This window comes from Actinomadura formosensis NBRC 14204 (assembly GCF_001552155.1).
In the GTDB taxonomy this organism is placed as follows: Bacteria; Actinomycetota; Actinomycetes; order Streptosporangiales; family Streptosporangiaceae; genus Spirillospora; species Spirillospora formosensis.
This window is the reverse complement of sequence record NZ_BCQQ01000052.1, coordinates 15,253-42,183: the sequence shown is the minus strand read 5'-3', so window position 1 is coordinate 42,183 and position 26,931 is coordinate 15,253. Positions and strand designations below refer to the sequence as shown.

Below are 26,931 nucleotides of genomic sequence, written 5' to 3'. Positions count from 1 at the left end.
GGCCAGGCCGGAACGCGCGGTCCGCGGCGTCCAGCCGGCCAGCGCGGCGACCTCGCCCCGCCGGAACGCCGCCGCCGCGCGGTCCTCCAGTTCCGCCTCGCCCGCGAGCAGGTCCGTCCGTCCGGCGGCGGCCAGTTCGTCCAGGTCGGGGGCGGACGGCAGGAGCGCCGGTTCGGGACGTTCCCCGCCCTCGCGCTGCAGCAGCCGCGCCGCCTTCCCCTGCCCGCCCCCGTCCATCGGGGGCAGGTCGAACTCGACCACTCCGGCGTCCGCGACGCGGGCCAGCGCGTCCCGCAGCCCGTCCAGCGGCGCGACGATGGCGATCCGCGCCATCCGCACCGGCCGCAGCGTCTCAGGCCACCGCATCGTAGGCTCCCGCCGGTCCGCCGCCGCGCGCCGCGGTCTCCAGCGCGGCCCGGACCCGCCTGGCGTCCGCCGCCAGCACGGCGACGGCGCCGAGGACCGGTCCGGCGCCGAACTCCGAGCCGCGCAGCAGGGCCTCGCCGTCCCGCTCCATGCGGCTCCAGCAGCGCGCCTCCGCCCGCCACAGCTCCGCGGGGTCGTCGGCGCCGTCGAGGGCCCAGCCCGCGTCCCGGCCCAGCCGGGCGGCCATGACCGGGAGCGTGGAGGCGTCCATGGGCGCGGCGCCGAGCAGCCGCTCCGCCTGTGCGGACGCCGCCGCGGGAAGGTCGCGCCCGGCACCGAACCGCTCACCCGCCACCAGCGCCGCCGCCGCGCCCGCCGCCCAGCCGGCCGCGCGGCCGCCGAGCGCGGACACGTGCGACGCCCAGGACAGCCGCAGGAACAGCCGGATCGCGTAGGGGTCGGCCGCCCCCGGATCACCCCATGGCGTCGCGGCCAGGCGGTCGCGGAGGCCCGCCGCGTCCGGTGCGTCGCTCAGCCGTGCCCAGGACGCCTCCAGCGCTCCCAGCGCATAGGGCTCCTCCTGCGGGAGGCCCTCCATCCGCTGGAGCAGGCCGTCCACGTTCGCGAGCTCGAACCACCCGGCCGCCGCCCGCAGGACGGTCACGCCGTCACGCGGCAGCCAGCCCGCGAGCACGCGCAGATGCCACAGCAGCGTGGCGGCCACGGCGTGCTGCGCCTCGGCGAGCCCTTGGTCGCGCGTGACCGCATGCCCGTACGGGGTCGCCGCGAGGGAGGCGAGCGCGTCCGGCAGCGAGGCGGACCCGGCGAGCATCCGGGCGCGGCCGGGGCCGAGCCGGCGCCGCGCCAGCGCCTGGGCCCGGACCCGCCCGGCGACCCATTTGGCGCTCACGCCCGCTCCCCGGTCCGCCCGCCCGGGTCCACGGACCGCAGGGCCCGCGCGACCAGGCCAGGCAGCCGCTCCCCGGCGACGGCGTCGATGCGCCGTGCCTCCTCCTCGGCGGCGGCGACCAGGGCCTCCCGGTCCTCCTCCGCCGCCTTGCGCACGGCGGCCGCGGCCGCCGCCCGCTCCACGGCGGCGTCGGCGTGCGCCCGCTCGACCAGGGCCGTTGCCTCGTCCCCGGCGGCCCGGCGGATGCTCTGCGCCCGCGTCTCCGCCTCGTCCAGCAGGCGCCGGCACTCCTCCTCGGCATCGTCGAGCAGGGCGAACACCGGTTCGAGTTCGGCGGCCAGTGCGGTGCGCCGGTCGGCGGGCACGGCGGCGGCGGCCGCCCCCGGCGCCCCCGCCGGGCGGAACCGCTCCAGAAAAACACGTATGTCGGGCACGGCGCCTCCCAGGGATCGCGCTCACCCTCCATGCTCGGCGGCGCCCGCCGTCCGTCCCAAGAGCCGGACGACCGCCCCGAAGGGGACGAAAGTCCCGATGAGGCCACCGGCCTGCGCAGCCGCTTGGGCTCCTCCCGCTCAGCGCTGGTCAGCCGCTCGGGGCGCCGGCCGGCATCGGTCTGGGTTTCGTCGAACGCGGCCTGCCCGGTCATGGACCGAGCCTTTTCGGCGTGGTCGACGTCTCTGCGCTGTCCGGAACCGGACAGGACCGTTAGGAGATCGCTCCAGCCCGGCTGGTCCCGGGGCGCGGTGCCGTAGACGCGCTGCCATAGACGTGACGACCTGCAACGCCAGCAGGAATGGCGGCCAGGAACGTGGCGGCGGGGGTGTTGAAGTGCGCGGGGGAGCCGGGGGCGGCGCCGTCGGAGGGCTCCGGCGCGGAGGGAAGGCGCCGCATTCCGGTGGTAACCCGGGACTTACCCGTTGCCATCGTCAGGTTGATTTGACTACGATGATTACAGGCCATTATCGATCATGGAGGTTTCGTCAATTCCCAATCGCGCTTGCCGGTCACCGCAGTGTCCGTCATGGACTTGGCCACCGGAAGCCCGGTTGTGAGTGCTCGACCGCTGTCACCACCGCCGAGATCCTGATTCGGCCCGGTGAGCAGGGTCACGGGGATGAACGGGGCTCACGGGGTGGGGCGGCGGGATGACCGCCGGCCGCGGCTTGACGCCGGTCCGCATCGCGGCGGCCGGGCGATCCTTGCGGACACGGCGGCCTTCGTCACACTGTAATTTTGCGGTTGACTACTGGACGGCGGAGGGGCGCGGGTGAATATTCGTACAGATCACTGAGTTGAGAAAATGGTGAGCAGGGGGCCATGTCTGAATTCGTTTCGGAATATTCTTCTCTTGTGTCTGGTGACTCTTGCGGTCAGGTTCCTCATGGATGCCGAACATGCATTTGCTGTTCGCATGGATGTTGATTGGAACGGGCGGGCATGAGATTCCTCCTACTCGGCAGCCTTGAACTGCGCGGTCATGATGGAACATGGATCCGGCTCAACCGCACGAAACACCGCCAACTGCTGGCCCTGCTGCTCCTGCAGGCGAACAATGCGATCTCGATGGAACAGCTGGTCGACGGCATGTGGCCGGACAACCCGCCCTACTCCGCGAAGGCGAATATCAAGACCTATGTTTCCGCGATCCGGCCCCTTGTCGCCACCGCCGGCGGCCGTATCGAGACCGTCCCCCGCGGCTACCAGCTCCTGGTCGATCCCGACTCGGTGGACAAGCTGCTGTTCGACAAATACGTGCACCTGGGGACGCGGGCCGCGCGGGAGGGTGACGACGAACTCCAGGTCGAGTATCTCGAACGGGCGATCAGGCTCTGGCGCGGAGACGCGCTCCAAGACCTGCCGTCGGGCCGCGGGCCGCTCCTGGACGCCGCCACGCGGATGCACGAAAAGTTCGTCTCGGTGCTTCAGGACCTCACCGCGGGGCTGATGCGGCTCGACCGCAACGACGAGGCGATCGACTACCTGCGGATGGCGCTGAGCCGCGAACCGCTCCGCGAACGGTCATGGTCGCTGCTCATGATCGCCCTGCACCGCGACGGCCGCCAGGCGGATTCGCTGTCGGCCTATCTGAAGTACCGCACGATGCTGGTCGACACCATGGGACTCGAACCCGGACGCGCGCTCCGCGAACTGCACCAGAAGATCCTCACGGGAGAGGCGATCCCGCCCGATGGCCTCGCACGGTTCTCGCGGGGGCCGCGAGCGGGCCGAGCGTGACGCGGCTCCATGCGGCATATCGACATGCGGAATCTCGACCTGGGAGATGGTGCGGTGCCAGTGGAAATGCCGATCTCGCTGACGCAGCGGATGGTCACCGATCCGACGATCGTCACCGACGCCACGGTGATCTTCGATGGCCCGTACGACCTCGGCGTCCTCGAAGCGGCCGCACACGTCGTGTGCCGCCGGCACGACGCGACGCGTACCACGGTCGACCTCGATGAGAACCGGCAGACGGTCCACGGGTTCCGGGCCGACGCCGTGGGATTCCACGTCCACCGAGCGAGCACGGATGGGCTGATGCCGACCGTCGACCGGCTCGCCAGGACACCGCTGAACCCGGCCACACTGCCGGTCTTCCGGCTGCTGGCCGTCGTCGAATCGGCACGGCGGATGGCCCTGCATCTCTCGTTGCCGCATGCGGTGGCCGACATCTCCGCCATCGAGATCGTCATGCGTGAGCTGATGACGAGCTACGCGGCACTGCTCAAGGGCGAGGCTCCCGCCCTGCCGGTGACCCGGCAGCACGCCGACCACCTCCGGCGCCGCGACCTCGTCTGCGCGGATCCGGCGACCTGGCGCGAGGACGGGACCGGGAGTCGCGCGGCGGCCTTCTGGAGCGGCAAGCTCTCCGGCTCGCGGCCCCCGCCCTTCGACCGGCCGCCCCGAGGACGGCCCGAGGGCGACCGGACGGTGTTCCTGCGCGAGCGGATCGACGGCGACCTGAGGTCTCGGCTCCAGCAGGTGTGCGCGCAGGAACGTTGTTCGCTCTTCCACCTGACCCTGGCGGCGTTCGAGGAAGCGGTCGCCACGCAGACCGCTGAGCCCGACATCACCACCATGTGCATGGTCCACGGCCGCGGGGAAGGCGACCTCCAGAACACCGTCGGCATGCTCATCTGCGATATCGCGTTCCGAAGGCAGGTGCGCGCCCCCAGCCGCAGGCGGTACCTGGCTGCGGTCGCCACGGACGCCTGGATCACCCACATGCACCAGGGGATCAGGTTGTCGGAGTTGGCCGACCGGGTCCCTGAAGTCGGCCGGCTCTACCGGGATCTCCACTTCCGGAGCATGTTCCTGCAGTTCCGGCCGCAGCGGATCGGGGCCGGGCTGGAGCATGTGATCGACGGCGTCGAGTTGAGCTTCCCCCCGGGACCTCGCGCGATGCTGGGCTGCTCTTGGCCGGGGATGGCGTTGTTCAGCGTCGATGACGTGGGTGACGGCCTGGCCGTGGAGCTGATGTTCGACAGGCGGCGCTGGGCGGCGGCCCAGATGGAGCGGCTGCACGACGGGTTCATCCGCTGCCTGCGGGCGTACGCGTCCGACCTTGAGGAACCGGTCGAGCCGGCACGGGCCTGATCGGTGCCGGATCACCCCGCCGATCAGGCCCTTTCGCCCGCGACCCGGGTCCTTCGGCAGGTCAGACCCGCTCGAAGATGATCCGGGCCAGTCCCAGGTTGCGGCGCTCGAACTGGCGCACGCAGGCCGCGAGGTACTGCAGGTAGTCGTCGACGACCTCATCGCCCACCACCGTGCGCGCCTGCTCCCGCCGGGCCGAGAGGGTGTCGTACCACGTCTGGCAGGTCCGGGCGTAGTGGTCGGGGTCATTACGGACCGTTACCACGTCGAACTCCCGTTCGGCGCCCTGAATGATCTCGCTCAACGGCGGCATCACCGACTCCGGGAAGATCCGCTCGATGATGAAGAGCATCTCCTGAACCGTTCGCCGGTCCACCGCGCGAGCCCGGCCGGCGATGTTCGTCTGCAGCGCGAGCCGGCCGCCGGGCGGCAGCCAGTCGTGGCAACGCTTGAAGAATGTCCGGTAGGCCGCCAGCCGTTGCTCACGGTTCATACCGTGCTGAGCGAAATGCTCGAAAGCGCCCATGGAGACGATGGCGTCGTAGCGGCCGTCCCCGTGGTCCGCCCAGTTCTGCACGCGTACGTCGTAACGGTCGTCCGCCCAGGTCTGGATGCTCTCCACCTGAGCGGGACTGAGCGTGAGCCCGACCACCTGGCGGACCTTCTGCACCTCGACGAGATGCCGGAGCATGCTGCCCCAGCCACAGCCGATGTCCAGAACGCGCCCGGCGCCGGTGGCCCCGGCACCCGTCGCCATGTAGTTCAGCTTGCGCTGCTGCGCGCTGAAGAGGTCGTCGTCCGGACCTTCCCAGAGCGCGCAGGAGTACGTCCTGCTCGGATCCAGCCACAGCTCGTAGAACTCGTTGCCGAGGTCGTAGTGGTGCCGGATGGCGGTGTCGGACGCGCCTTGGTAGCGGTCCTGCTCGGCAGTCCGGGCGGACAGTGTCACGGGCTGTCTCCCTTGCGTTCGGTTCGGTTGGGATGAGCACGGAAGGACGGCCGGACGGCGGCGGAGCGACGCGTGGGATTCGTTCGGCGGCCGGTCACGACGCGCCGTCCACGCTGACGGTCGCGATCGTCGGCAGCCGATCGGCGAGCATCAGCTGCCGGGTCCGGTAACGCTGGATCTTGCCGCTGGGCGTCTTGGGCACCGAGCCGCGCTCCACGAAGACGCATTCGTCCAGGGCGATGCCCGCCTTCGCCATGGCGGCCCGGCCGGCTGCGCGCGCTATGGTCCCGAGGTCGGCGTTGTGCCTGCGCAGCTCGGTGACCAGCACCAGGCGCCCGGTGTTGACGATGACCGAGCACCCGGTCCGCACCGGTTCGAGGGCGTCGACCGCCAGCTCGATCTCGCGGGTGTTGACGTTGCGGCCGCCAACGGAGATCACATCGTCCAGGCGTCCCACCGGGAAGAGTTCCCCGTCGTGGACGAACCCCAGGTCGCCGGTGCGCAGCCCGTCCGGAGTGAAGTGGTTCCGCGTACGTTCCGGCTCGCCGAAATAGCCGGTGGCCAGGCTCGGCGACCGAACGACGAACTCGCCCACCACGTCCGGATCCGAGGAGGTCACCTCGACCCCACGGCACGGCTTCCCGCACCCGATGAGCCAGGTCGCCGCAGGGGAGTCCGGATCCGCCGGGACGGCACGACCGTCGGCGAGCGCGATCCCGTCCACCGCGAGGAAGCGCGGCTCCTCGTAGGGTGCGGCGGCGCTCACCGCCAGCGTCGCCTCCGCCATGCCGTACGCGGGCATCAGGTTCGCCGGGGACAGGCCGAAATCCCGGAACGCGTCCACCGCCGCGAGCATCGATCCGCGTTCGACCCGTTCGGCGCCGATGATCACGGTACGGAGGTTCAGGGGCTTGCCGAGCCGCCCGCGCTGAGCCCGCGCGGCGAGCCGCAGCGCCGTGTTGGTGCCCGCCGTCATGGTCGCGCCGAACGCGGAGAGGTCACCGAACCAGCTCCGTCCGCCGAAGGCGAACCGTTCCGGGGTGGACAGCACGAGGGACATGTCGAACGCCCACGGGAACAGCAGGCACCCGAACATCCCCATGTCGTGCGAGAGCGGCAGCCAGGAGCCGACCACCTCCGCGCCGGGGACCGCGTCGGTCATGTCGAGGATGATGTCCAGCTGCGCCGCGATGGCGCGGGGAGTGAGCACGCTGCCCTTCGGCATGCTCGTGCTCCCGGAGGAGAACTGGATGAACGCCGGCTCGTCGGGGCCGGGCGGTTCCTCCGCCCCCGGCGATCGGGCCGGAACCGACTCCCAGGCCGTGCCACGACTCCGCAGCCGCTCGGGCAGCGCCCGCAGTACCCGGGCATCGGTGAGCAGGATCGGTGTACCGGTCAGATCACACAGCCCGACGATCTGCTCGGCGTACTCGTCCGCGCCCATGCCCCGTGCGGGGACCGGCAGCGAGGCGACTGTGCCGCCGGCCAGCCAGATGGCGAGCGTCCCCCGAACGGCCAGTGGCGTGTTGGTGAGGATGGTGCCGACCCGCACGCCGGGGCGTACGCCCAGCGTCCGCAGCCCCGCCGCCGTCTCACGCGCGCCGGTGACCACCTCCGCCCAGCCGACCTCGGTGAAGCCGTCCCCCGTCCAGCAGCGGAACCGGCCGTTCCGGGCCGCTAGCAGCGCTTCCCAGAGTGTGCTCATGTGTCGCCCCCCATCTGCTCCTCCGCCCGCTCGACTCACCTACTCGATGTCACCGGCGTCGGCGACCTGCGCCGCTTTGCCCCTCCGGCTTTCGCCGAGCGGCGCCGGGGGCGCGTGCGGGACGCCGCGCCCGCCGCCGACCCGGGCGAGTCCCGCCGCCCGGGCGGCCTGCCGTTCCCGATCGATGTGGATCACGTCCCAGGCCAGTCCTGCGGCGGCCAGTGCGCGGACGAAGAGGGCGCTCAGGTCGATCTCGTACCAGCGCATCCCATGCGATGCCGACCGGGGGAAGGCGTGGTGGTTGTTGTGGAAGGAGTCGCCGAAGGTCGGCAGGGCCAGCCAGCCGAGGTTGCGCGACTCGTCGGCCGTGCTGAACCGGCGCCGGCCGTAGGCGTGCCCGATGGAGTTGACGGCATAGGTGGTGTGGTTGAGCAGGAAGATCCGCACCAGCCCTCCCCAGAGGAAACCCGTGGCCGCGGCCATCGGCCGGCCGCCGCTGAGCAGGTAGTCGAGCAGGGCGGGAGCGGCCAGCCCGGTGAGGACCAGCGCGACGAAATGCCCGCTGATCCAGCGCAGGTGGCGGTCTCGGACCAGGTCCGGGCAGTAGCGGATCGGCTCTGAGGTCAGCTTCTCGTCCAGCAGCCAGCCGAGGTGTGCGTGCCAGAGCCCTTGGAGGACCGCCAGCCGGGTCTGCCTTCCCCCGTGGTAGGGGCTGTGCGGGTCGCCGTCGCGGTCGGCGAACCGGTGGTGGCGGCGGTGATGGGCGGCCCAGATGATGGCGGGCCCCTGGGCCGCGATGCTGCCCGCGACGGCGAGCGCGTCGTAGATCGGCCGGTAGGTCCTGAACGACCGGTGCGCCAGCAGCCGGTGGAATCCGGTGCTGATGCCGAGTCCGGCGATCGTGTACATGACCACCAGGACGACAAGGTCGGTGACACCGAACGCCCGGTTCCACAGCATGGCCATCGCCGCGACCGTCCCGAGCAGCGGGACCACCGAGGCCGCCACGATGAACAGCCGGTGCTCCTTGCCATTCATGGCGAACCCTTCTGTCGTTCAGCCTTGGACGGTCTCGGTGGTGGAACTGCCGGCGGAGCCGCGGGCGGCGATCGCGACGCCCGCCGCCGCGGCGGCCAGGGCCGACACCCCGCAGAACAGGTAGACGTTCAGGTAGTCGCCGAGCACCGCCGGCGCGCTGACGGACATGATCGCGGCGAGGGCGGCGACGCCCAGGGCGCCACCGACCTGCCGGGCCGCGGTGTTGAGGCCGACCGCCCCCGCGAACTGCCGCGGGTGGACCGACATCGCGGCGGCGCTGGCCACCCCGTTGGCCAGCGCTCCCATCCCGACCCCCACGAGGAGACCGGTCGGCAGCCAGAACGCGAGGAACCGGGGGTGGACGGTCAGCCCGAGATGGATCCAGAGCACCACCACGGCCATGATGAGCGCGCCGGCGATGATCGCTGCCTGGGGACCGTATTTTCTGATGAGACGGGGCGCGAGCATGGCGCTGAGCGCCGCCGTGATCGCCCCCGGGCTCTGCGCCAGTCCTGCCTCGAACTCGTCGTAGTGCCACACCTGGGTGAGGTAGAGGATGCCGACCAGCAGCCAGGGGAACAGTGCGGCGCCGTAACAGAACGATGCGAGGTTGGCCAGCACGTACCGGTGGCTGCGCCACAGCGTGGTCTCGACGGCGGGAACCGGATGACGGACGGATCGGCGCAACGCCACCGTGAGCATCAGTCCACCGGCGGCGATCGACCCGATGGTGCGGGGGTCTGTCCAGTGCCAGGCCGGTCCCTCGCCCACACCCAGCACGATGGCGCCGATCCCCGCCGCGAGCAGGATGGTCCCGGGAAGGTCCGGCCACGCCCCGCCCGCGCCGCCCGTGCGGGGAATTGCCCGGATGCACCAGATCAGCGCCAGGCCGATCGGCAGATTGATCCAGAAAAGGGAGCGCCAGTGCAGGCTGTCGACCAGCAGGCCACCGGCGCTCGGGCCGATCGCGGCCGCCGCCGCGCTCGCCGCACCCCACATGCCGATGGCCTTCGCATGGTGCTCCGGCCTGCTGTTGCGCAACAGTATGGCCAGCGACGCGGGGACCATGGCGGCCGCCCCCACCGCCTGCAGCCCCCGGCCGGCGAACAGCACCGGCAGGTTCGGGGACACCGCGCACACCACCGAGGCGACCGTGAAGAGCCCGATCCCGCCCAGATAGGTGACGCGGCAGCCGAGGACGTCGCCGGCCCGGCCCGCCGGCGCCAGCAGCGCCGCGAAGATGATGGCGTAGATGGTGATCGTCCACGTCAGGGCGGCGACCGACGACGACGTGTAGTCCTCGCCCAGGGCGGGGATCGCGAGGTTGATCACGGTCGCGTCGAACATCGCGAGGAACGCCGCGCCCACGGCGACCAGCGACACGATGATCCCGGTGGTTTCTCGCTGCGCGGCACCGGTTCGCATGACGTCGCCCCTCCGGCCTTCTCCTGCGGACTCCTGTGTATCCATGATCACTTCGCTTCGGTCAGCACCGTGTCGAGCACTTCGATCGCGCGGGTGATCTCGTCGTCGGTCGCCACCATCGGCGGGAGCAGCCGGATGGTCGGCGGAGAACTGAGACAGGGCGACACCAGCAGCCCCGCCGCCGCGAGCTCGGCGATCACCCCGTGGGCACTCGGCAACCGGAGATCGACCCCCCAGAGCAGTCCGGTTCCGCGGACCTCCGCGACCAGGTCCTGATGCGTCTTGCTCAGCGTCCGCAGCCCGGCCTGAACACCGGCGCTCACCTCGCGGGCCCGCTCCTCGTGCTCGTCGATGGCGGCCAGCGCCGCGGTCGCCGCGGCACAGGCGAGCGGATGGCCGCCCGCTGTGGAGGTGTGCCAGCTCGGGTCCTGGGCCAGCGGCTGGAACAGCGCTGACGTCGCGACCATCGCCGAGATCGGCATGACGCCGCCGCCGAGCGCCTTCCCGAACAGCACGGCGTCCGGATTCCAGCCCCGCGCCACCGCGATCGAGAACTCGCCGCAGCGGCGCAGCCCCACCTGCACCTCGTCGCTGATCACAAAGGCATGTGCGGCCTGCGCGTCCGCCGCCCACCGGGCTGCGACATCGGGAGCCAGCGGGTGGACTCCGCCTTCACCGCGGATCGGTTCGAAGACGAGGGCGGCGATGTCGCCCTCGGCGACTTCCCGCGCGACCGCGTCCGGATCCTCCGGCGGGAGATGGGTGACGTGGCCGAGGAGGGGCTGGAGCCCCTCGTGGAACATCGGCGCGTGAGTGAGCGCCAGCGCCCCGAGCGTCTTTCCGTGGAAGGCGCCCCGCACGGCCAGCAGGCGCGTGCGGCCCGTCACCCGGATCGCCAGCTTCGTGGCGACCTCGACGGCGTCGGCGCCGTCGCTGCCCAGCCACACCCGGTTCAGATCGGGGCCGCATCGCCGGGTGAGTTCGCGGACGAATTCGGTCACCGCGGGGTTGGCGAGCGCCCGGGTCGCCGTCGGCATCGTGCGCAGCTGGGCCGCCACGGCCTCGACGACGCGAGGGCAGCGATGGCCGAGCTGCGCCATGCCGTACGAACCGAAGTCGACCACCTCGCGGCCGTCGGCCAGCCGTACGGTCGCGCCGGCGGCCTCGGATTCGTGGGAACCACGGCCCGCCGCCCGGTACACGGTGGCGACCCCCGGGGACATGTGCCGCCGGATCGTCTTGAACGGCGTGGCGGGATTCACCGGGACCAACGCTCGCCCCTGTCGAGAGCAGGGCGATAACGCTGTGCCACCGCATTGCGATTGATCTTCAGTGTGGTGGTCATGAGCCCGTTCTCCCTGGTGAAGGCTTCCCTCGTGAACAGAACCCGCAGAATGCGCGACGCCTCGGGAAGCCCGGCGTTGATCTGTTCGATGTGCTTGTCGATCCGGTCCGCGGCGTCCTCGTCCGCGTGTGCCCGCAGCGCGATGACCACCCCGACGTAGTCCAGGTCGCCGCCGCCGATGAGCACGGCCTGGTCGGCGGCCGTGTCGGTGAGGATCCGCTGTTCGATCGGCGATGGGGCGATCTTGTAGCCGGCGCGGGTGATGATGACGTCCTTCTTGCGGCCGATCAGGTACAGGAAGCCGTCGTCGTCGAACCGGCCGAGGTCGCCGGTGGCGATCGAGCCGTCACCGCGGTAGGTCGCCCGCTCGACCTCGGGCGGCTCGCCCAGGTAGCCGGGGCTCTGCGGGCGCGGCCAGCGAACGAGGACCTCGCCGTCCCCGGCGATGGTGACGGAGCCCTTGAAGACCGGCCGGCCCACAGACCCGATCCGGTTGGCCCCGGGCCGGTTCCAGGCGATGAAGCCCGACTCGGTCAGGCCGTAGAGCTGGAACAGCGGCAGCCCCACCATGGCGAAGACGTCGGCGGTGGATCTGCGCAGCGGCGCCGAGCCACTGAGCATGAGGCGCATCCGCCCGCCGTAGGCCTCATGGGCTTGGCGGAACACCAAGCGCAGCGCGCGCTGCGCGAGGCCGGCGGGCAGTACGGAGCGGATCACCCGTGACAGCAGCCGAAGCAGCGCCTTCTTCGGGGCGGAGAGGCTGCCGAAGCGGTTCTCGAGCAGCTCGTAGAAGGCGGGCGGACCCCCCATGATGGTGGGCCTCGCCTGCCTCATGACCACCAGCATCAGCGGGGACGGATCCACCACGACCGCGTCGAACCCGTACCAGATCGCGCAGTACAGCATGATGCGCTGCTGGAAGGTGGACAACGGCAGTGCGACCAGAATCCTGTCGTCGGCGCTGAACCGGTAATGATCGGCGAACTCCGCCAGGCAGTCCTCGGTGGCCGCTCTGCTGATCTGGATGGCCTTGACCGCACCGGTCGTGCCCGAGGAGAACACGATCGAGAACACGTCGGGGTCGAGCCCGGCCGGACGGGGCCGCAGCCGGATCTCACGATCGCCGGGCCAGTCCAAGGCGAGCGGAACCAGCCAGTCCGCCGGCTCGGCGCACCGGTCCGGGTCGGCCAGCAGCAGTTCGAGCCGGTACCTGTCGGCCAGCTCCGCCGCGGAGCCGCCGGCGAACTCCGCCAGCGGCAGGGTGACCGTGACGCAGCCGAGGTCCAGCAGCGCCAGCTCGTAGACCACCCATTCGTACGAGTTGCCGCCCCAGATGCCGACCCTGGTCCCGGGCTCGACCTGCGCGTCCGTCAGCCTCTTTTGGGCCCGGCGCACATCGGCGCCGAGTTCGGGGAACGGTGTGCGCACCAGCTCGGTCCCGGCGAGATGCAGGATGGCGGCATCGGGCAGTTCCGCCAGCCTCGGCACCAGGTCCGCCAGCCGCCGGCAACCGGTGTCAGGCGCCATTGGTCAGCTCCTCCACGACCTTGACCAGATCGTCGATCGTCTGGATCTGCTGGCGCCGCTCGGCGAGCGCCATCAGGTCGACCTTCAGTTCCTCGTGCAGCCGTACCGCCAGCGCGGCCATGGCGAGCGAGTCCAGGCCGAGCTCCTGCTCCAGCCGCAGGCCCCCGTGGATCGGCATGGCGGCGACGTCGGGCCGTATCTGGGCGAGCAGCTTCGTCACCCGCCGGCGGGTTCCACGTTCACGAAAGAGGTTCACGCGACAGCTCCGAGGTGGGAATCAGCAGCTTCCGGAACGACCCGAACGCGGTCCGCATCGCTTCGACGGTGGCGGGCCCGAGGATCGGCAGTTCGAAGGAGCCGTGCACGAGACCGCCGAAGCGGTGCGCCGCGACCGGCACGCCCGCCGCCGCCAATGCGGCGGCGTAGGACTCGCCCTCATCACGGAGCGGGTCGTACTGCATCGTCACGACGACCGCCGGCGGCAGGCCGGTCAGCGTTCCCCGCAGCGGGGAGGCCAGCGGTGACCGTTCGTCCGGCCGATAGCAGGACACGAACCAGCGCATGGTGTCGGCGGTGAGCAGATAGCCCTCGCCGTACTCCAGCCGGGACGGATAGGGGTGTGCGCTCAGATCTACCACCGGATACACCAGCAGCTGGGCGCACAGCGGCGGGCCGCCCTCGTCCCGGCACACCTGCGCCGCCACGGCCGCGAGATTGCCGCCCGCGCTGTCACCGGCGACCGCCAGCCGCTCCGGCAGGCCGCCGAGCCCGGCGATCTCGCCGGCGGCCCACCGGATCGCGGTGAGGCAGTCGTGCACGGCGGCGGGGAAGGGCGCTTCGGGCGCCAGCCGGTAACCGACGCTGACCACCACCGCCCCGGTCTCCCGGCACAGCCATCGGCAGTGGTTGTCGTGGGTGTCCAGATCCCCTGTCACGAAGCCGCCGCCGTGGAAGAACACGACCGTCGGCGCGGGCCCGGCGGCCGCCGGCCGATAGACCCGGGCGGGTAACCCCGCCGCGCGGACCTCCTCGACGGCACCCACCGGGGCCACCGAGCCGGCCGACCGCGCGGTGACCGTCAACGCGTGGAAGGCGGCGCGGGCCTGCTCCGGGGTGAACCCGTCCTCGTCGGCGGAACCGGTCCTGCCCGGCCCCGGCGGTGCGGGCGACCGGCCGGCCAGCATCAAGATCGCCTTCACGACGGGATCGAGCGGCCGTTCCCGCTCGATCACGTCCCCGGCCCCGCTCATGCCCCGGCCCCGCTCATGCCCCGGCGTTGCTCAGCCGGAGGCAGACCCGCGGCCGGTGATCGTCCGCCGGGCAGAACCCGAACAGGTATCCGTCTGCGTCTTGGCAGACCTTCACCGCGGCCCGGTCACCGGTCAGGAAGTCGAGGCGGTACCACCCCTGCCACCGCGGGAGCTCGGGCATCGGGAGACCGGCGTCGAACAGCGCGTTCTCCGCCCGCTCGGCATAGCTCGGAAACGATACGTGGCTGTTGGTGACCTCCGCCTCCCGCGCGGTCCAGGTGAACTCCGCGACCGCCGCCGGCTCACCGAGCCGCGGGAACGGTTCGAGCGGTGGCAGTTCCTCCAGCGGGCAGGCCAGGCCGTCGGGCGGCGCGGCCGCCACCTTGCGGCCACCGCCGCGGAAGTCGACCCACACGGTGTGCGTGGCCAGGTCGGCGAGGACGGCCCCGTCGGAGTCCCTGCGGACCGAGAGCACGTCCAGGAACCCGTACTCGGCGTCGCCGCGGCCACGCCGTTCCCGCCGGCCATGCGTGATCGCGTGCTCGACGCTCACCGGGTCGCTCGGGCGGCAGCCGCCCGCCAGTATCCGGACGACCGTGCTGCGGGCCACCAGCGCGTGCTGCCGGGACCGCCAGAACTCCTCGCGAGTCATTCCGGACATCGGCAGCCACCATTGAGGGCCGGTGTGCTCCATGAAACGGTAGAGCTCCTTGGCTTGGAGCGTGCCGCGTCCGGTAATCCCGAAATAGGTCAGCTCGTCCGCCGATCGCAGTACCGGGGATTCAACCTGCGGGTCGGTCATCCTGCACCCCTGTCCGGCCGGATCGGCCGATTTCGATGGCCGCCTCGATCTGCTGCCGTCGCATGGCGAGCTCGATCTCGTCGGCGGCCCGGCTGTCAGCCTCCATAATCGCGTTGATGTCCATCGCCGCGAAACGCAGCAGGCCGAGCTTCTCCAGCCCGTCCCGCATCCGGGGACCGAACAGGTGGATGCTCTTCAGCGCGGGCACTATCCGGGAGAACAGCCGATACCGGAAGACCCGCAGCGACGCGGAGCGCTTGGTCAGCTCGATGCACTCCTCCGCGCCATAGTCCAGATTGCGCCAAAGCTCCTCGCCGTTGTAACGCGCGTGCAGAACCCAGCACGCCTCAAGCGCGAACTCCTCCCGCTCGCGCCGTTCTGCGTCGGTGAGGTCGCGGTAGTGGTCGCGCAGCGCGATCTGGCCGAACGCGACATGCCTGGCCTCGTCCTTCAGCACATAGGCGTTGAACGCTTTCGCCAGGGGATCTTTCATCAGATCCCGCTGAATGCCGAACGAGGCCAGCGCCAGCCCTTCGATCAGCACCTGCATGCCGAGATAGGTGATGTCCCAGCGGCTGTCGCGCACGATCGAGTCGAGCAGACCCTGCAGTGAGGCCGTGATGTCGTACCGGACACCGATCTTCTCCCGCAGGTAGCGGTCGTAGGCCTCGACGTGCCGTGCCTCGTCCATCACCTGCGTGGAGGCGAAGAACTTGGCGTCTATTCCCGGCACCGTCTGCACCACCCGCGCAGCGCATATCAGGGCGCCTTGTTCTCCGTGCAGGAACTGCGAATACATCCAGGCCGCCGTATGGCGTCGGACCACGGCCCGTTCGGACTCGGGCAACCGGTCCCACAGCTCGGAGTCCGCGATCCAGATCAGCTCGTCCGGCATTCCCAGCGGGTCTCCTGGATCGACCGGCCGGCTCCAGTCGAGTGCCGTGGCGGCATCCCACTGCAGGCGCTTGCCCTTGTCGTACAGGCGCAGCAGCCGGTCGGAGTCCGAGTCATAATCCCACGTGAACAGGGAGTCGCCGGTCACCGGGATGGCCCAGTGGCCGGCGAGGCGTGCCGGCTCCTCAGGCTTCTTCCCGTCTGGTCGCTCCGTTTTGCCCGTGGAGTGCTCCGTGCCGCCCGTGGAGTCCGCCATGTTATTTCTGGAATTCGGAAAGCGTATCGTTGATCACATCGACGATGTCCTTGACCGTGACGACGTCGAACGCCCGCTCAAGATCGAACTCGAAATCGTACCTGTCCTCGATCGTGAACACGATGTCGGCGATCTGCAGGCTGGACAGGCCGAGGCGATCGACTTCCGTGTCACCGTCCAATACGAGGCTGGCCGGCAGCTTGTTGCGCATCTTCTTCCGGATCATTTCCAGCACTTCGTCGACCGTGATCACATCAACCGCCTGTTCGGAGCCCGCGCTGTCTGCAGCGAGTATGTGGGAGCCCGCCCGAGGCGGACAAGGCTGTCCGGATCGGCGTGTACCGGCGGTATATCGAGGCTGGATCACCCTAGGACCGGCTGCGGACCGCGATGCCGAAAACTGGAAGCGCCGGGTGTGGCGTACGGATCGGTCCATTGAGAAGGCGGGGACTGCGGAACGACATGGAGCTGCTTGGATTTGACTTGCGGGGCGATCGGCTGACCGTCCGGGACATGATCGAGGAGGACATCGAGACCTTCGTGTCCTACTGGCACGACGGCATCGCCGACCTCGACTTCCTCGGCATCGACCGGGCCAAGCTGGGAAGCCGGGATGACACGCGTGCGCGATTCCGCCAGTTCTGCCGGCGGCACGGGCCACGCGATGTCGCGGTGGGCTTCACGTTCTGCCGCAACGGCGCGATCATCGGCTTCACCAATATCAACATTTTGGGCCGGCCGGATGGTTACGTGCACGTCCATCTGACCGATCCGTCGGCGAGGAAGCAGGGGATTCTCAGCGCCGTTCTCTGGAACAGCCTGCCGGTGATCGCCGGCCACGTGCTGGCCGAATACCCGATCAACGGACTGGTCCTTGAGACCCGTACGCGCAACATCGGGATCAACAAGGTCGTGCGCAGCAGCGGCCTGCAGCCCAGGTTCACCGGATATCTGGAGAATCCGGACGGCCTGGCCGGTGCCGGTGAGTTCTCGGTGTTCTACCTCGACACCGTCATCATCAAGACGCTGATTGCGGAGGCGAGCGGTGATCAAGACTGAACTGCCCTTGGCCGGCGTGGACACGGATGTGGCGTACCGCCTCCGGTTGATCCGTGGCGACGCCCTGCACGACGACCTGGCGGTGGCCCTGGGCCTGCTGGCCGCCGGCCTGTGCGACCTCCCGGAGCGGGCGGGACCCGAACTGGACCGTGCGGTCATCGATCGGGTGCTCGATGCGGCCGGTGAGCACCGCGCGGTCATGTACGACGCGTGGTACCGCCTGAAGATTCCGTTCGGTGACGCGGATCTGGGGTCCTGGTACATCCTGGCGCTTGCGTTCGGCCGTACCTCCGGCGACCTGTCCGCGGCGGTGGACCTGCACGCCGACCTGCTTCAACGGCTGGAAACCGAGGACCCCGAGAACGTCTTCACCGAACTCGGGCTCAGCGGGCCGATCCGCGACGGCAATGAGCGGGTGTTCATGACGGCGGTGCTGGAGAAGGCGCCGTTCTGGTGCGCCGAACCGCGACCCTGGCGGGCGAACCTGCGGCGGCGGGCGCTCGCGGTGTGGAGCGGCATGCGCGAAGAAGAGCGCCCTACGCTGCTGCTGGAGTTCAAGGAGCGGATGGAAGCTCTCGAACAGGTCAGGTTCTTCGTCGGCGGCGAGTTGGTGAGCAACCGCCAGGTCGGAGCCGTCCTGCTCGGGTGTGCACGCAGCGATCCGGGCACCTGGAGCGACTCCGCGCTCGGTGTCGTCACGGCGGTGCTGCTGTGGCGGGAGGCCGGGTTCTGCATCCAGGAACTGAACCAGTCGATCATTTCGCTGCCGCTGGTGGTCGACTTCGTGGTCCGCCGCCTTCGCTCGTATGAGGAATTGCTCGGCGAGGCCCCGGCCTCCCTGCCGGACAGGCCGGCCGAACTCGGGCGGCTCTACGCCCGGTTGCGGTGCGCGGTCGAACTCGGCCATCTGCGTTGCCTGCAGTTCGACGGGAGCAACTGGGAACGCCGCGAGTTCCTGGTCCCGAGGCCGGCGTGCACCGAACTGGTGCCCCTGCCCGCGGGCCTGCGGCGCGAACTGGAGGTGGCCTTCGACGCCCCGATCGTCGGCGAGGGGCCGAAGGCGTGGGCGAGGGCCGTGGACAACGCCGTGGCGGCCGGCCGGACCCCGACCGACGTCATCAAGACGCTGGGCCGCTGGGCGGCCGAGGACAGTGCGCTGCCGGTCGACTATGCCATCTTCACCGCGCCCATGTCGGCGGCCAAACTGGACGCGCCCTGGACCCTGAACTACGAGGATGTCTTCTGCTACACCGCCTTCAGTGACCAGTTCGACTGGAGAGCGGAGGGCGTGCCGTTCGACTTTGTCAGGATCGCCAATGCGATCGGCCAGCGGCTCCGCTACAACGTGGTGAAGAAGGCGCAGAACTACACGCTGGTGCGCCGTTTCAAGGCGCAGTCGTTCAACCTGCCCGACATCGCGGTGGCCGAGGACGCCAACCATGAAGGCCACCGCGCCGCCGGTATCCGGATGAGCTGCCGGGTCCCCACGTACGTCCACCACGAGGGAATCACCTGGAAGGGCCTCGCGGACATCCGGCTGAACCGCACGTTCTACCGGGAGCACCAGGAGTTCCGGCCGTCCGATGTGCCGCTGGCCAACCGGCTCGCCGAATGGCTCGGATGGATCGCCGACGCCGTGTACGAACGGAACCTGCAATTCGATGCGAAGTATGGCAAGAAGCTGACCGAACTGGAGGAGCACCGTTGAGTTCGCCGCAGCGCCTGCCCGACGGCCGCCTCATCGTCCGGCATGAGGGACGCGACTACCAGATCCCCAAAGCGTGCCCGCACCGTGGCGCGCCGCTTGCCGACGGATATGTGAACGGACCGTTCCTGCGGTGTCCCTGGCACGGGGCGACGTTCGACGTTCGCACGGGCGAGCGGCTGCGCGGACCCGCCTGCCCGAATCTCCCTCAGCCGGATCTCTTCCAAGCCGATCTCAGCCAATCGGGGTCGAGTGGCGAATCTGAAAGGTAACAGCTGATGGCGTTGGTCATTACCCAGCCCTGCGAGGGAGTGAAGGACGGGGCGTGCGTGGATGTCTGCCCCGCCGATTGCATCGAGACCGACGATGCCGCGAACCAGTACTTCATAGACCCGGAGCGGTGCATCGACTGTGACGTCTGCGTCACGGTCTGCCCGGTCGATGCGATCTATCCCGAGTCCGAGGTGCCCGAGGAGTGGCGGCCCTACGTCACCAAGAACGCGGACTTCTTTCTCCCCGAGGGGGCCGAATGACGACGGCGAATACTGACCGGCCCGAACTCGCCATTTTGTCCTGGGCGGACGGTGACATCGGCGCGGACCTCACCCGCCTGTCGATCCCGCACGACGAGCGGGCCGTCAAGATGGTCGGCGCGGTCAATGCCACCGGGCAGGCCCTGGTGTCCAACGGGACCATCGGTGCCGACGTGATCAGGCTGGCGGCCGGAGCCGGATTCGCGCCGCACACCCACCCCGGCCACCATGTGCTCGCCGTCATCGGAGGTGTCGGCACCATCACCTATGGTGGCCGGGTCTACCGCACCGAGGCGGGCCAGATCTTCCTCATCGAGGGCTCGGTCCCGCACGCGGTGGGCGCGATCAGTGACCATCTGATCCTGGCCGTCGGCGCCCCGCACAAGAGGGTCGACTCGGCCGAGCGAATGGATCTGGTTCCCTACACCGAGGTCCTGGCGCCCGAGGGCGATCTGGACTGCACGATCTGCGGTGTGTCGGCCAGGCTCCCGGAGCGGCTGCACACTCTGCGCTGCGTGCACTGCCCATGCGCAGCCTGCGTGGGGGTGACGTGACGACGTTCGACCTCGTCGATCCATGCACCGGCTCGGTACGCGGCACCTGCCCCGACGGGGACGCGAGTGCCGTCGCGGAGGCGGTCATGGCCGCCCGCCGGGCGGCCACCACATGGTCGGCGCTGACCACACGGGAACGGGCGGAGCGGCTGGCCAGGCTGGCGGCACGTGTGGCGGAGCGGGCCGCCGCCTACGGCGATGCGGAGCGGGCCGGCACCGGCAAGCCCGGCGGTGAGGCGCTGCCTGAGATCAGTCAGGCGGCCGACCTGTTCCGTTTCTACGGGGGCGCGATCCGCGGTGATCTCGCTCCTGCCGGTGGCCAGCTCATAGCGGGCCATGAGAGCTGGGTTCGCTGGGAGCCGTGCGGGGTGGTCGCCGCGATCGTTCCGTGGAACTACCCGCTGCTGATGGCCGCATGGCGGTGCGCTCCGGCGCTTGCCGCCGGGAACACGGTCGTGTTGAAACCCGCCGAGACCACCCCGGACTCCGCCCTGCTGCTGGCCGAGGACGCGGCCGAGTGCCTCGGGCCAGGCGTACTGCGGACGGTGACCGGCGGACGGGAGTGCGGCCGGCTCCTTGTCGAGGCGGACGTGGACGCGATCGCCTTCACCGGCAGTGTGCGGGGAGGCACGGACGTCGCGCGGCGGGCGGGCCTGCGCAGGATCAGCCTCGAACTCGGCGGCAACTGCCCCGTGATCGTCTTCCCCGACGCCCCCTACCGGACATGGGATGCGCTCGCCGACGCGGTCACCTACAACGCCGGCCAGAGCTGCGCCGCCCCGGCCCGGGTCATCGCGATCGGCTCCGCCTACGACGGCGTCGTCGAGCAGCTCTCAGCGGCGTTGGCCGAGCGGACCGCGGGTCGCGACTTCGGACCGCTGAACAACCCCGACCAGGCGGACCGTTACGACCGGCTCGTCGGTGGCGCGAAGGCGGGGATCCGGAAGGCCGGCACCGTCGCCGGACCGGGCGGCGGGTTCTGGCGACCGGCATGTGTGCTGGCCGATCTGCCGGCGGACGACCCGGCGATCACGGAGGAGGTGTTCGCGCCGGTGCTGACCGTGCAGCGCGCCTCGAACGCCGCCGAGGCGCTCGAACTGGCCAACGGCATGCCCCAGGCGCTGGCCGCCAGTGTCTGGTCCGCGGACATCTCCTCGGCGCTGCTCACCGCACGTGGCCTGCGGGCCGGGGAGGTATGGGTCAACTGCCACCTGGTGCAGAGTGCCGAACTCCCCCACGGCGGGCGTGGCGCTTCAGGCAACGGCACGGATCTGAGCGTGCTCGCCCTGGCGGAATATCAGCGGCCCAAGACGGTCACCGTCGATTTGTCGGTGACGTCACCTCTTCCGTGAAGAACGCCTCGTTCGGAACTCGGACGGGACTCGTCCGGGAAAGTCGCCCCCACCCTTCACTCGGCGGACCGATCGTGATGACCGCTACTGTGGTGACCGCGCCAGTCAGGTTGAGAGGGGACGCTCATGACCATATCCGGACAATTGCCGGAGTCACTCGCCTTCCGCAGCGGGCTAGAGGTGATCAAGCGAATCGAACCTCGTATCGCCGCTGCCATCGAGAGTGAACTCCATGGTCAGCGCAATTCGCTGAAGTTGATCGCGAGCGAGAACTACGCATCGCCCGCCGTGCTGCTGGCCATGGGCAACTGGCTCAGTGACAAGTACGCGGAGGGCACGGTGGGCCGGCGGTTCTACGCGGGCTGCCGCAACGTCGACGCGGTGGAGACGATCGCCGCCGAGCACGCCCGCGAACTGTTCGGTGCCGGACATGCCTATGTGCAACCACATTCCGGTATCGATGCCAATCTCGTTGCGTATTGGGCAATTCTCGCGCAGCGGGTGGAACGGCCGGCGTTGATCCGGTCCGGTGTCCGCAACGTGAACGACCTCAGTGAGTCGGACTGGGCCGCGTTGCGCGCCTCCCTCGGCGATCAGCGACTGCTGGGCATGTCGCTGGACGCCGGCGGTCACCTCACCCACGGCTACCGGCCGAACATCTCCGGCAAGATGTTCCACCAGCGTAATTACGGGACCGACCCGAAGACGGGACTGCTCGACTACGACCAGGTGCGTGAGATCGCCCGCGAATTCCGGCCGCTCATCCTCGTCGCCGGATATTCGGCCTTCCCCAGACTGGTGAACTTCCGGGTGATGCGCGAGATAGCCGACGAGGTCGGCGCGACCCTCATGGTGGACATGGCGCATTTCGCCGGGCTGGTGGCCGGTAAGGTCATGGAAGGCGACTTCGACCCCGTGCGGCACGCCAACATCGTCACCACGACGACGCACAAGTCCCTGCGCGGCCCGCGCGGCGGCATGGTGCTGTGCGACGACGACCTCGCCCCGTTCGTCGACCGAGGCTGCCCGCTGGTCCTCGGCGGGCCGCTGCCGCACGTCATGGCGTCCAAGGCCGTCGCGCTGGCGGAGGCGCGGCAGCCGCAGTTCCGCGCCTACGCCCGTCAGGTCGTGGACAACGCCGTCGCCCTCGCCGAAGGGCTGCTCGGCCACGGTGCCAGGCCCGTCACCGGTGGAACGGACAACCACCTTGTCCTGCTCGACGTCACCCCCTACGGGCTTACCGGCCGGCAGGCGGAGGCGGCGCTGCTGGACGCGGGCATCGTCACCAACCGCAACACGGTCCCGCAGGATCCCAACGGCGCCTGGTACACCTCAGGTGTGCGCCTGGGAACCCCGGCGCTGACCACCCGCGGCTTCGGCACGGCGGAGATGGCCGAGATCGCGGACCTCATCGACACCGTCCTGCGGCAGACCGCCCCGGGGACCGACGCGGACGGAACACCCTCCAAGGTGCGCTACGTGATGCAGGAGGGCGTCGCGGCCGAGGCCGGCGGCCGTGTCACCGAGTTGCTCGCCGGCTTCCCGCTCTACCCGGAGGTCGATCTGGGCGGCCGGTAGACCATCAACGCGAGCCCGGAGCCCGGCCGGGCTCCGGGCGCACCACGCGCTGCATGAGCCTGCGGGGTGCGGAGTTCGGGTGCGGTGACCGAGCGAGGGAACCGGAGACCGCGGTGCTGCGCCGTCAGATCGACCGGCCTGATCCGGACGACGGGGACCGGATGCTGCCGGCTGTGCTGCCCCGGTCATCATGGCCGGGGGAGCGGCCGAAAGGCGTGATCCCTCGGTAGAAGTGGACTGAATGCTTCAGATGAAATTTATCGGCATACGGTCGACGAAGTGACTAGTGCATGCTGGTAAGTGTCCGAATGTTGTTTGGCTGCAACTAGTCTGGCCGCCTGGCCGGCGAAGCTATTGGCGGGTGCACCCAATCGTCAACGACACCCGTGGAAACTCTCCGTGATCTGCGCAGCTCGTCGGCCTTTGCGTGCCTAAGTGGCCGATTCCGGACACGGGCACATCTTGTCTACAAGATATTGACTACTAGTCTCGTTCTGTGTCATTGGCGGCCAGCGACGGAAGTATCGCGATGCCGAACTGGATGTCGGCCCCGGCGACGGGGACATCGTGCCCGGGTATGCGTTCCAGCGCTCGGACGCGGCGATGGCAAGATGTGCCCCCATCGTTTCATCGACATGAGCAGCTCCCTTCCCATGAATAGGGCAGCCTCCTCCTGGCCAATGCGCGAGCTGAACCCGACCCGGAAGGAAATGAAATGCGATACGCCGTGACCGGCGGTGACGGATTCATTGGCCGTTACGCCGTTCAATATCTCCGAGACCGCGGCCATGAAGCCTTCTCGATCGACCGTGCCTCCGGTGTCGACATTCTGGAGGACAAGCTGGGCCCCGCGGTGCGTGGGACGGACGGAGTGATCCACCTGGCCGGAATCCTGGGCACCGAAGAGCTGTTCGGATCGACCGAGGCGGCCGTCGACGTCAACGTCAAGGGCACGTACCGGGTTCTTGAAGCATGCCGTGACAACGGCGCCAGGTTCGTCGGCATCACCATGCCGCAGGTGTGGAACAACGTGTACCAGGCGACCAAACGGTGCGGGCAGGACCTTGCCTATGCGTGGAATGTCAATTTCGGGGTGCCGGTGAGTCATGTCCGGGCGTTCAACGCGTTCGGCCCGGGCCAGAAGCACTACGGCGTCCAGAAGATCGTCCCGACGTTCGCAGTCCGCGCCTGGAGCGGACGGCCCATCCCGATCTGGGGCGACGGCACCCAGACCATCGACCTGGTTCACTCGGCGGATCTCGGCCGCATGCTCGTCGATGCCCTGGGCTTCGGTGACCGGCAGGTCTTCGACGGCGGCACGGGACGGGCCTTCACGGTGAACCAGGTCGCGGAGTGGGTCCTTGAGGTGACAGGGTCCAGGGCGGGAGTCGAGTACCTTCCCATGCGCAAGGGGGAGACCGCGTCATCGGATCTCGTGGCAGAGGGCGAAGGATGGGACGCCCTGGGCTGGCATCCGGAGTTCCGCGCGGAGGAGTTAGAACGCACCATCGTGCACTACCGGCAGTTCTCAGAAGCCTGACACATTGTTCACGGTAGGTGTGGTCGTCGAGCGCGACGGCGGTCCGTCTCGCGCTTGCACCCTGGTCGTCGACGGCGCCTGCTCGGCGCACTGGCGGACGGACCATCCGGCGTCGGCGGACGTGCGGATCATCGTTCCCGAGCCGGTCCCCGGTCTGGTGCGCGCGGGCAAGGCCACCGGGACCTCGGTCGTGATGTCCGGCTGTGTCGCCATCGAGGGCGACCGGCGAGGTCTCGCGGCGCTCACCCGGGCGGTGGGCGGCCCCGGCTTCCGGCCGTGCCTGGCCCGTACCATGTCGCCTCCCGCGGCGGAGGGGGCCGTCGCCGCGGGGCGGATCCCGGCGGTGGTCGTCGTGCTGGCGGCTCCGAACGACGACCGGGGCGGCCTCAGCGTCATGGCGAAGGACCGGACACGAACGGCCGTCGACGTCGCACGCCGGACATCGGGGGCCCGGATCGTCCTGACGGGGGGATTCGGCCGGCAGTTCAATACGACCCGCGAACCACACTGGAAACACTGCCTGCGGTGGCTGGAACCGCAGGGTGTCCTCCTGAGTGACATCCTCGCCTGCCTGGAGACACGCCACACCTACGACGACCTTCTTTTCCTGCGGGAATTGCGTGACTATCACGATTTCGCGGACGCCTACCTGATCACCTCCGCCTACCACGCGGACCGAGTGCGTTACATCGCCAAGCTGGTCCTTCCGGAATGCCGAGTGGTGGCAGTCCAGCATTCAGAGCTGCCCGCAGAACGGCAGAAGACCTTCTCCGATCACGAGTCCGAGGCGCTGGCCCGAACTGTGGCGGCCACCCTGCTTTTCGGTCCCGACTTCCTGCCGACCCCACTCGAAAGGCGCCCCGGTCATGCAAACGACCCGGATGTACTGCGCCCACCCCCTCTTTGACCTCGGCGGTGTGCTCGCCGACTCGCTGCCGCCCATCGAGTGCAACCGGCGGACGTGGGCTGCAGAACGGCCCGCCGACACCGACCTTCCCTTCGCCGGTTTGCGCGGGCGCCGCGACATCGATGCCGTCCCGCTGGTGGCGCCGCGCCTGGATGCCGAGGGCGAGGAACACGACTTCGCCGGGCTGCGTCCGACCCCGGGCGCCGCCGCTCTCCGCGACGCCGTGCCACCCGGACGGTAGGCCCGTGGTGCCCGCCAAGGTGCGCGCCGCCGTCACGGGAGGGCTGGGCGCGGTGTCCCCGCCCATGCCCAACTGCCTGGTGATTGCCGAGGACATCTCCGCCGGAGAGCTGGTCACGGGGTGACCATGGGCGAACCAGCGGCCATGGCGCGCCCGGCGGAGGGCGGCCGGCGGTCCGGCGGCCGGCCCGGGTTCGCACCGGCTCTGATGATCTTGTTCCTCATCGGCGTCTCGCAGGCGAGTTTCGGCCCGCTGTTGCCGCTGTACAACGACAGGTTCGGCGTGGACACCCCGCGGTCCTCGCTGCTCATCACCGGGTACTTCACCGGGTCACTGCTGGTCATGCTGATGGCGTCGCTGATCCGGTTGCCGGGACGCCGGTTCTTCCCGTTCTCCCTGACGCTCTACGCGGCCGGAAACGCGGGACTGTTCCTCTCGCCATGGCTGGAGCCCGCGGTGGCATCCGCCTCGGTGACCGGCTTCGCGTCGGGCGGTCTGGCCTTGTACACCAACACCGCCTTCGCCCGGCAGGAGCGGGGCGTGTCGTTGATCAACCTGCTCAACGGGATGTTCGCCGCGGGGACGATCGTCGGCCCGCTGGCGGCGGGCTGGTCGATCGGCACGGGAAGACCGTACGGGTTCCTGGCGGTGACGCTCGGTGTGATTTTCTGCTACCGGATCTCGCGCCTGCATAGCTGGCCTGCGGGCGGGGAATCGCGGCCGCCCGGTGCCTCGTCCGGCACCTCCATCTCGCGGTTCATCGCGCCGTTCCTGCTGCTCTACCTCTGCTACGGAGTTCTGGAAACGGGCGTCGGGGGATGGGCCGCCACCCATCTCCAGAGCCAGGGATTCTCCGCGGCGAACGCCGCCCGGATCCTGGCCGCCTTCTGGGCGGGAACCGCCGTCGCCAAGTTCGCGGTTCCCTGCTACGCGGCCAGGACCCCGGAGAGAAAGATCATCCTCCTCGGGCTGGCCGGCACGGCGATGGCCCTGGCTCTGGCCGCGGTGCCACACGCATCCGTCATCGCCTACGCCGCCACGGGCCTCGCACTCGGCCCGGTCTTTCCGACGGGCCTCGCCTGGCTGGTCCGGCTCGGCGGAGACCGGCGTGCCGTCGGCATGGCGTCAGCGTCGTCGATGGTCGGAAGTACCCTGCTACCGATCCTGATCAACTGGCCCGTCACTCATGCGCCCGCGACCATTCCCCTGGTCCTTTCCGCGGTCGGCGTCCTCTCCATAGCCGCAGCCTCCTGGGCATGGCGGTCGGCGCCGTCGACTCGCCGGTGACCACGCCACCTCACCCGGGGACACCCCACACCGACGAGGGCGCCGACGAACGGCGGATCCGTTTCGGGGACGCGGGGTGCCCGCCGCCCGGAGGCAGGCCCGCGGGCGGCG

General features: G+C 69.8%; 27 protein-coding genes. 13 read left to right on the top strand and 14 right to left on the bottom strand.

The window, feature by feature from the left end:
- The 3 genes from AF1_RS15760 to AF1_RS15750 all read right to left on the bottom strand — a co-directional run.
- A partial coding sequence (locus tag AF1_RS15760) for a hypothetical protein (protein ID WP_217999824.1) occupies positions 1 to 366 on the bottom strand: 366 nt, incomplete at its 3' end.
- Positions 353 to 1,276 carry a hypothetical protein gene (locus tag AF1_RS15755; protein ID WP_067798869.1) on the bottom strand — a complete coding sequence of 308 codons (924 nt, stop codon included), beginning with the start codon at positions 1,274 to 1,276 and terminating at the stop codon, positions 353 to 355. The genes AF1_RS15755 and AF1_RS15760, both read right to left, overlap by 14 nt.
- A complete protein-coding gene (locus AF1_RS15750) occupies positions 1,273 to 1,710 on the bottom strand; it encodes a hypothetical protein (RefSeq protein WP_067798866.1) in 438 nt (145 codons plus the stop codon). Before AF1_RS15750 ends, AF1_RS15755 begins: the two co-directional genes overlap by 4 nt.
- 1,003 nt (positions 1,711 to 2,713) lie before the next feature.
- Between AF1_RS15750 and AF1_RS15745 the strand changes: the two genes are divergently transcribed.
- Both AF1_RS15745 and AF1_RS15740 read left to right on the top strand, forming a co-directional pair.
- Positions 2,714 to 3,511 (top strand): AfsR/SARP family transcriptional regulator, encoded by a 798-nt coding sequence (locus AF1_RS15745; protein ID WP_131732846.1) that lies wholly within the window; start codon positions 2,714 to 2,716, stop codon positions 3,509 to 3,511.
- Positions 3,512 to 3,577: 66 nt separating this feature from the next.
- Positions 3,578 to 4,873, top strand: a complete 1,296-nt coding sequence (locus AF1_RS15740; RefSeq protein WP_067798860.1) for a condensation domain-containing protein — start codon at positions 3,578 to 3,580, stop codon at positions 4,871 to 4,873.
- Between the two features lie 61 nt (positions 4,874 to 4,934).
- On the opposite strand, the gene AF1_RS15735 is transcribed toward AF1_RS15740, so the two are convergent.
- The 11 genes from AF1_RS15735 to AF1_RS15685 all read right to left on the bottom strand — a co-directional run bounded on the left by AF1_RS15735 (position 4,935) and on the right by AF1_RS15685 (position 16,317).
- Positions 4,935 to 5,822 carry an SAM-dependent methyltransferase gene (locus AF1_RS15735; RefSeq protein WP_207394145.1) on the bottom strand — a complete coding sequence of 296 codons (888 nt, stop codon included), beginning with the start codon at positions 5,820 to 5,822 and terminating at the stop codon, positions 4,935 to 4,937.
- Between the two features lie 94 nt (positions 5,823 to 5,916).
- Positions 5,917 to 7,527 (bottom strand): AMP-binding protein, encoded by a 1,611-nt coding sequence (locus tag AF1_RS15730; RefSeq protein WP_067798858.1) that lies wholly within the window; start codon positions 7,525 to 7,527, stop codon positions 5,917 to 5,919.
- Between the two features lie 39 nt (positions 7,528 to 7,566).
- Positions 7,567 to 8,565: an acyl-CoA desaturase gene (locus AF1_RS15725; RefSeq protein ID WP_067798855.1), complete on the bottom strand. Its 999-nt coding sequence runs from the start codon at positions 8,563 to 8,565 to the stop codon at positions 7,567 to 7,569.
- A gap of 18 nt (positions 8,566 to 8,583) precedes the next feature.
- Positions 8,584 to 9,990: an MFS transporter gene (locus AF1_RS15720; RefSeq protein ID WP_067798852.1), complete on the bottom strand. Its 1,407-nt coding sequence runs from the start codon at positions 9,988 to 9,990 to the stop codon at positions 8,584 to 8,586.
- A 47-nt stretch (positions 9,991 to 10,037) separates the two neighbouring features.
- Positions 10,038 to 11,252, bottom strand: a complete 1,215-nt coding sequence (locus AF1_RS15715) for an aspartate aminotransferase family protein (protein WP_242608945.1) — start codon at positions 11,250 to 11,252, stop codon at positions 10,038 to 10,040.
- The gene (locus tag AF1_RS15710) at positions 11,249 to 12,862 is read right to left on the bottom strand and encodes an AMP-binding protein (RefSeq protein WP_067798849.1); all 1,614 of its coding nucleotides are present in this window, start codon (positions 12,860 to 12,862) and stop codon (positions 11,249 to 11,251) included. The genes AF1_RS15715 and AF1_RS15710 overlap by 4 nt, the downstream gene beginning before the upstream one ends.
- Complete coding sequence (locus AF1_RS15705; protein WP_067798846.1) at positions 12,852 to 13,082, bottom strand: phosphopantetheine-binding protein; 231 nt, start codon at positions 13,080 to 13,082, stop codon at positions 12,852 to 12,854. The genes AF1_RS15710 and AF1_RS15705 overlap by 11 nt, the downstream gene beginning before the upstream one ends.
- 19 nt (positions 13,083 to 13,101) lie before the next feature.
- Positions 13,102 to 14,112: an alpha/beta hydrolase gene (locus AF1_RS15700; RefSeq protein ID WP_067798843.1), complete on the bottom strand. Its 1,011-nt coding sequence runs from the start codon at positions 14,110 to 14,112 to the stop codon at positions 13,102 to 13,104.
- 13 nt (positions 14,113 to 14,125) lie between these two features.
- A complete protein-coding gene (locus AF1_RS15695) occupies positions 14,126 to 14,914 on the bottom strand; it encodes a hypothetical protein (RefSeq protein WP_067798840.1) in 789 nt (262 codons plus the stop codon).
- On the bottom strand, positions 14,895 to 16,064 hold the full coding sequence (locus AF1_RS15690) for a ferritin-like domain-containing protein (RefSeq protein ID WP_084262969.1): 1,170 nt from the start codon (positions 16,062 to 16,064) through the stop codon (positions 14,895 to 14,897). Before AF1_RS15690 ends, AF1_RS15695 begins: the two co-directional genes overlap by 20 nt.
- 1 nt (position 16,065) lies before the next feature.
- Positions 16,066 to 16,317, bottom strand: coding sequence for an acyl carrier protein (locus AF1_RS15685; protein ID WP_067798837.1), 252 nt, complete (start codon positions 16,315 to 16,317; stop codon positions 16,066 to 16,068).
- Positions 16,318 to 16,577: 260 nt separating this feature from the next.
- Between AF1_RS15685 and AF1_RS15680 the strand changes: the two genes are divergently transcribed.
- From AF1_RS15680 to AF1_RS15635, 11 genes are all read left to right on the top strand, one after another.
- On the top strand, positions 16,578 to 17,123 hold the full coding sequence (locus AF1_RS15680; RefSeq protein WP_131732845.1) for a hypothetical protein: 546 nt from the start codon (positions 16,578 to 16,580) through the stop codon (positions 17,121 to 17,123).
- Positions 17,110 to 18,831 carry a hypothetical protein gene (locus AF1_RS15675; protein ID WP_131732844.1) on the top strand — a complete coding sequence of 574 codons (1,722 nt, stop codon included), beginning with the start codon at positions 17,110 to 17,112 and terminating at the stop codon, positions 18,829 to 18,831. The genes AF1_RS15680 and AF1_RS15675 overlap by 14 nt, the downstream gene beginning before the upstream one ends.
- Positions 18,735 to 19,100 (top strand): Rieske 2Fe-2S domain-containing protein, encoded by a 366-nt coding sequence (locus tag AF1_RS37045; protein WP_084262967.1) that lies wholly within the window; start codon positions 18,735 to 18,737, stop codon positions 19,098 to 19,100. Before AF1_RS15675 ends, AF1_RS37045 begins: the two co-directional genes overlap by 97 nt.
- Before the next feature lie 6 nt (positions 19,101 to 19,106).
- On the top strand, positions 19,107 to 19,361 hold the full coding sequence (locus AF1_RS15670; RefSeq protein ID WP_067798828.1) for an indolepyruvate ferredoxin oxidoreductase subunit alpha: 255 nt from the start codon (positions 19,107 to 19,109) through the stop codon (positions 19,359 to 19,361).
- A complete protein-coding gene (locus AF1_RS15665) occupies positions 19,358 to 19,915 on the top strand; it encodes a cupin domain-containing protein (protein ID WP_067798825.1) in 558 nt (185 codons plus the stop codon). The genes AF1_RS15670 and AF1_RS15665 overlap by 4 nt, the downstream gene beginning before the upstream one ends.
- Positions 19,912 to 21,267, top strand: coding sequence for an aldehyde dehydrogenase family protein (locus AF1_RS15660; protein WP_207394143.1), 1,356 nt, complete (start codon positions 19,912 to 19,914; stop codon positions 21,265 to 21,267). Before AF1_RS15665 ends, AF1_RS15660 begins: the two co-directional genes overlap by 4 nt.
- A gap of 126 nt (positions 21,268 to 21,393) precedes the next feature.
- Entirely contained in the window at positions 21,394 to 22,845 is a 1,452-nt protein-coding gene (locus AF1_RS15655; protein ID WP_084262965.1) for a glycine hydroxymethyltransferase, read from the top strand.
- Between the two features lie 715 nt (positions 22,846 to 23,560).
- Positions 23,561 to 24,385, top strand: coding sequence for an NAD-dependent epimerase/dehydratase family protein (locus tag AF1_RS15650; RefSeq protein WP_067798819.1), 825 nt, complete (start codon positions 23,561 to 23,563; stop codon positions 24,383 to 24,385).
- Between the two features lie 19 nt (positions 24,386 to 24,404).
- The gene (locus AF1_RS15645; RefSeq protein WP_067798816.1) at positions 24,405 to 25,292 is read left to right on the top strand and encodes a YdcF family protein; all 888 of its coding nucleotides are present in this window, start codon (positions 24,405 to 24,407) and stop codon (positions 25,290 to 25,292) included.
- A complete protein-coding gene (locus AF1_RS15640; protein WP_131732843.1) occupies positions 25,252 to 25,533 on the top strand; it encodes an HAD family hydrolase in 282 nt (93 codons plus the stop codon). Before AF1_RS15645 ends, AF1_RS15640 begins: the two co-directional genes overlap by 41 nt.
- 126 nt (positions 25,534 to 25,659) lie before the next feature.
- Positions 25,660 to 26,820, top strand: coding sequence for an MFS transporter (locus tag AF1_RS15635; protein ID WP_067798809.1), 1,161 nt, complete (start codon positions 25,660 to 25,662; stop codon positions 26,818 to 26,820).
- Positions 26,821 to 26,931 lie beyond the last annotated feature (111 nt).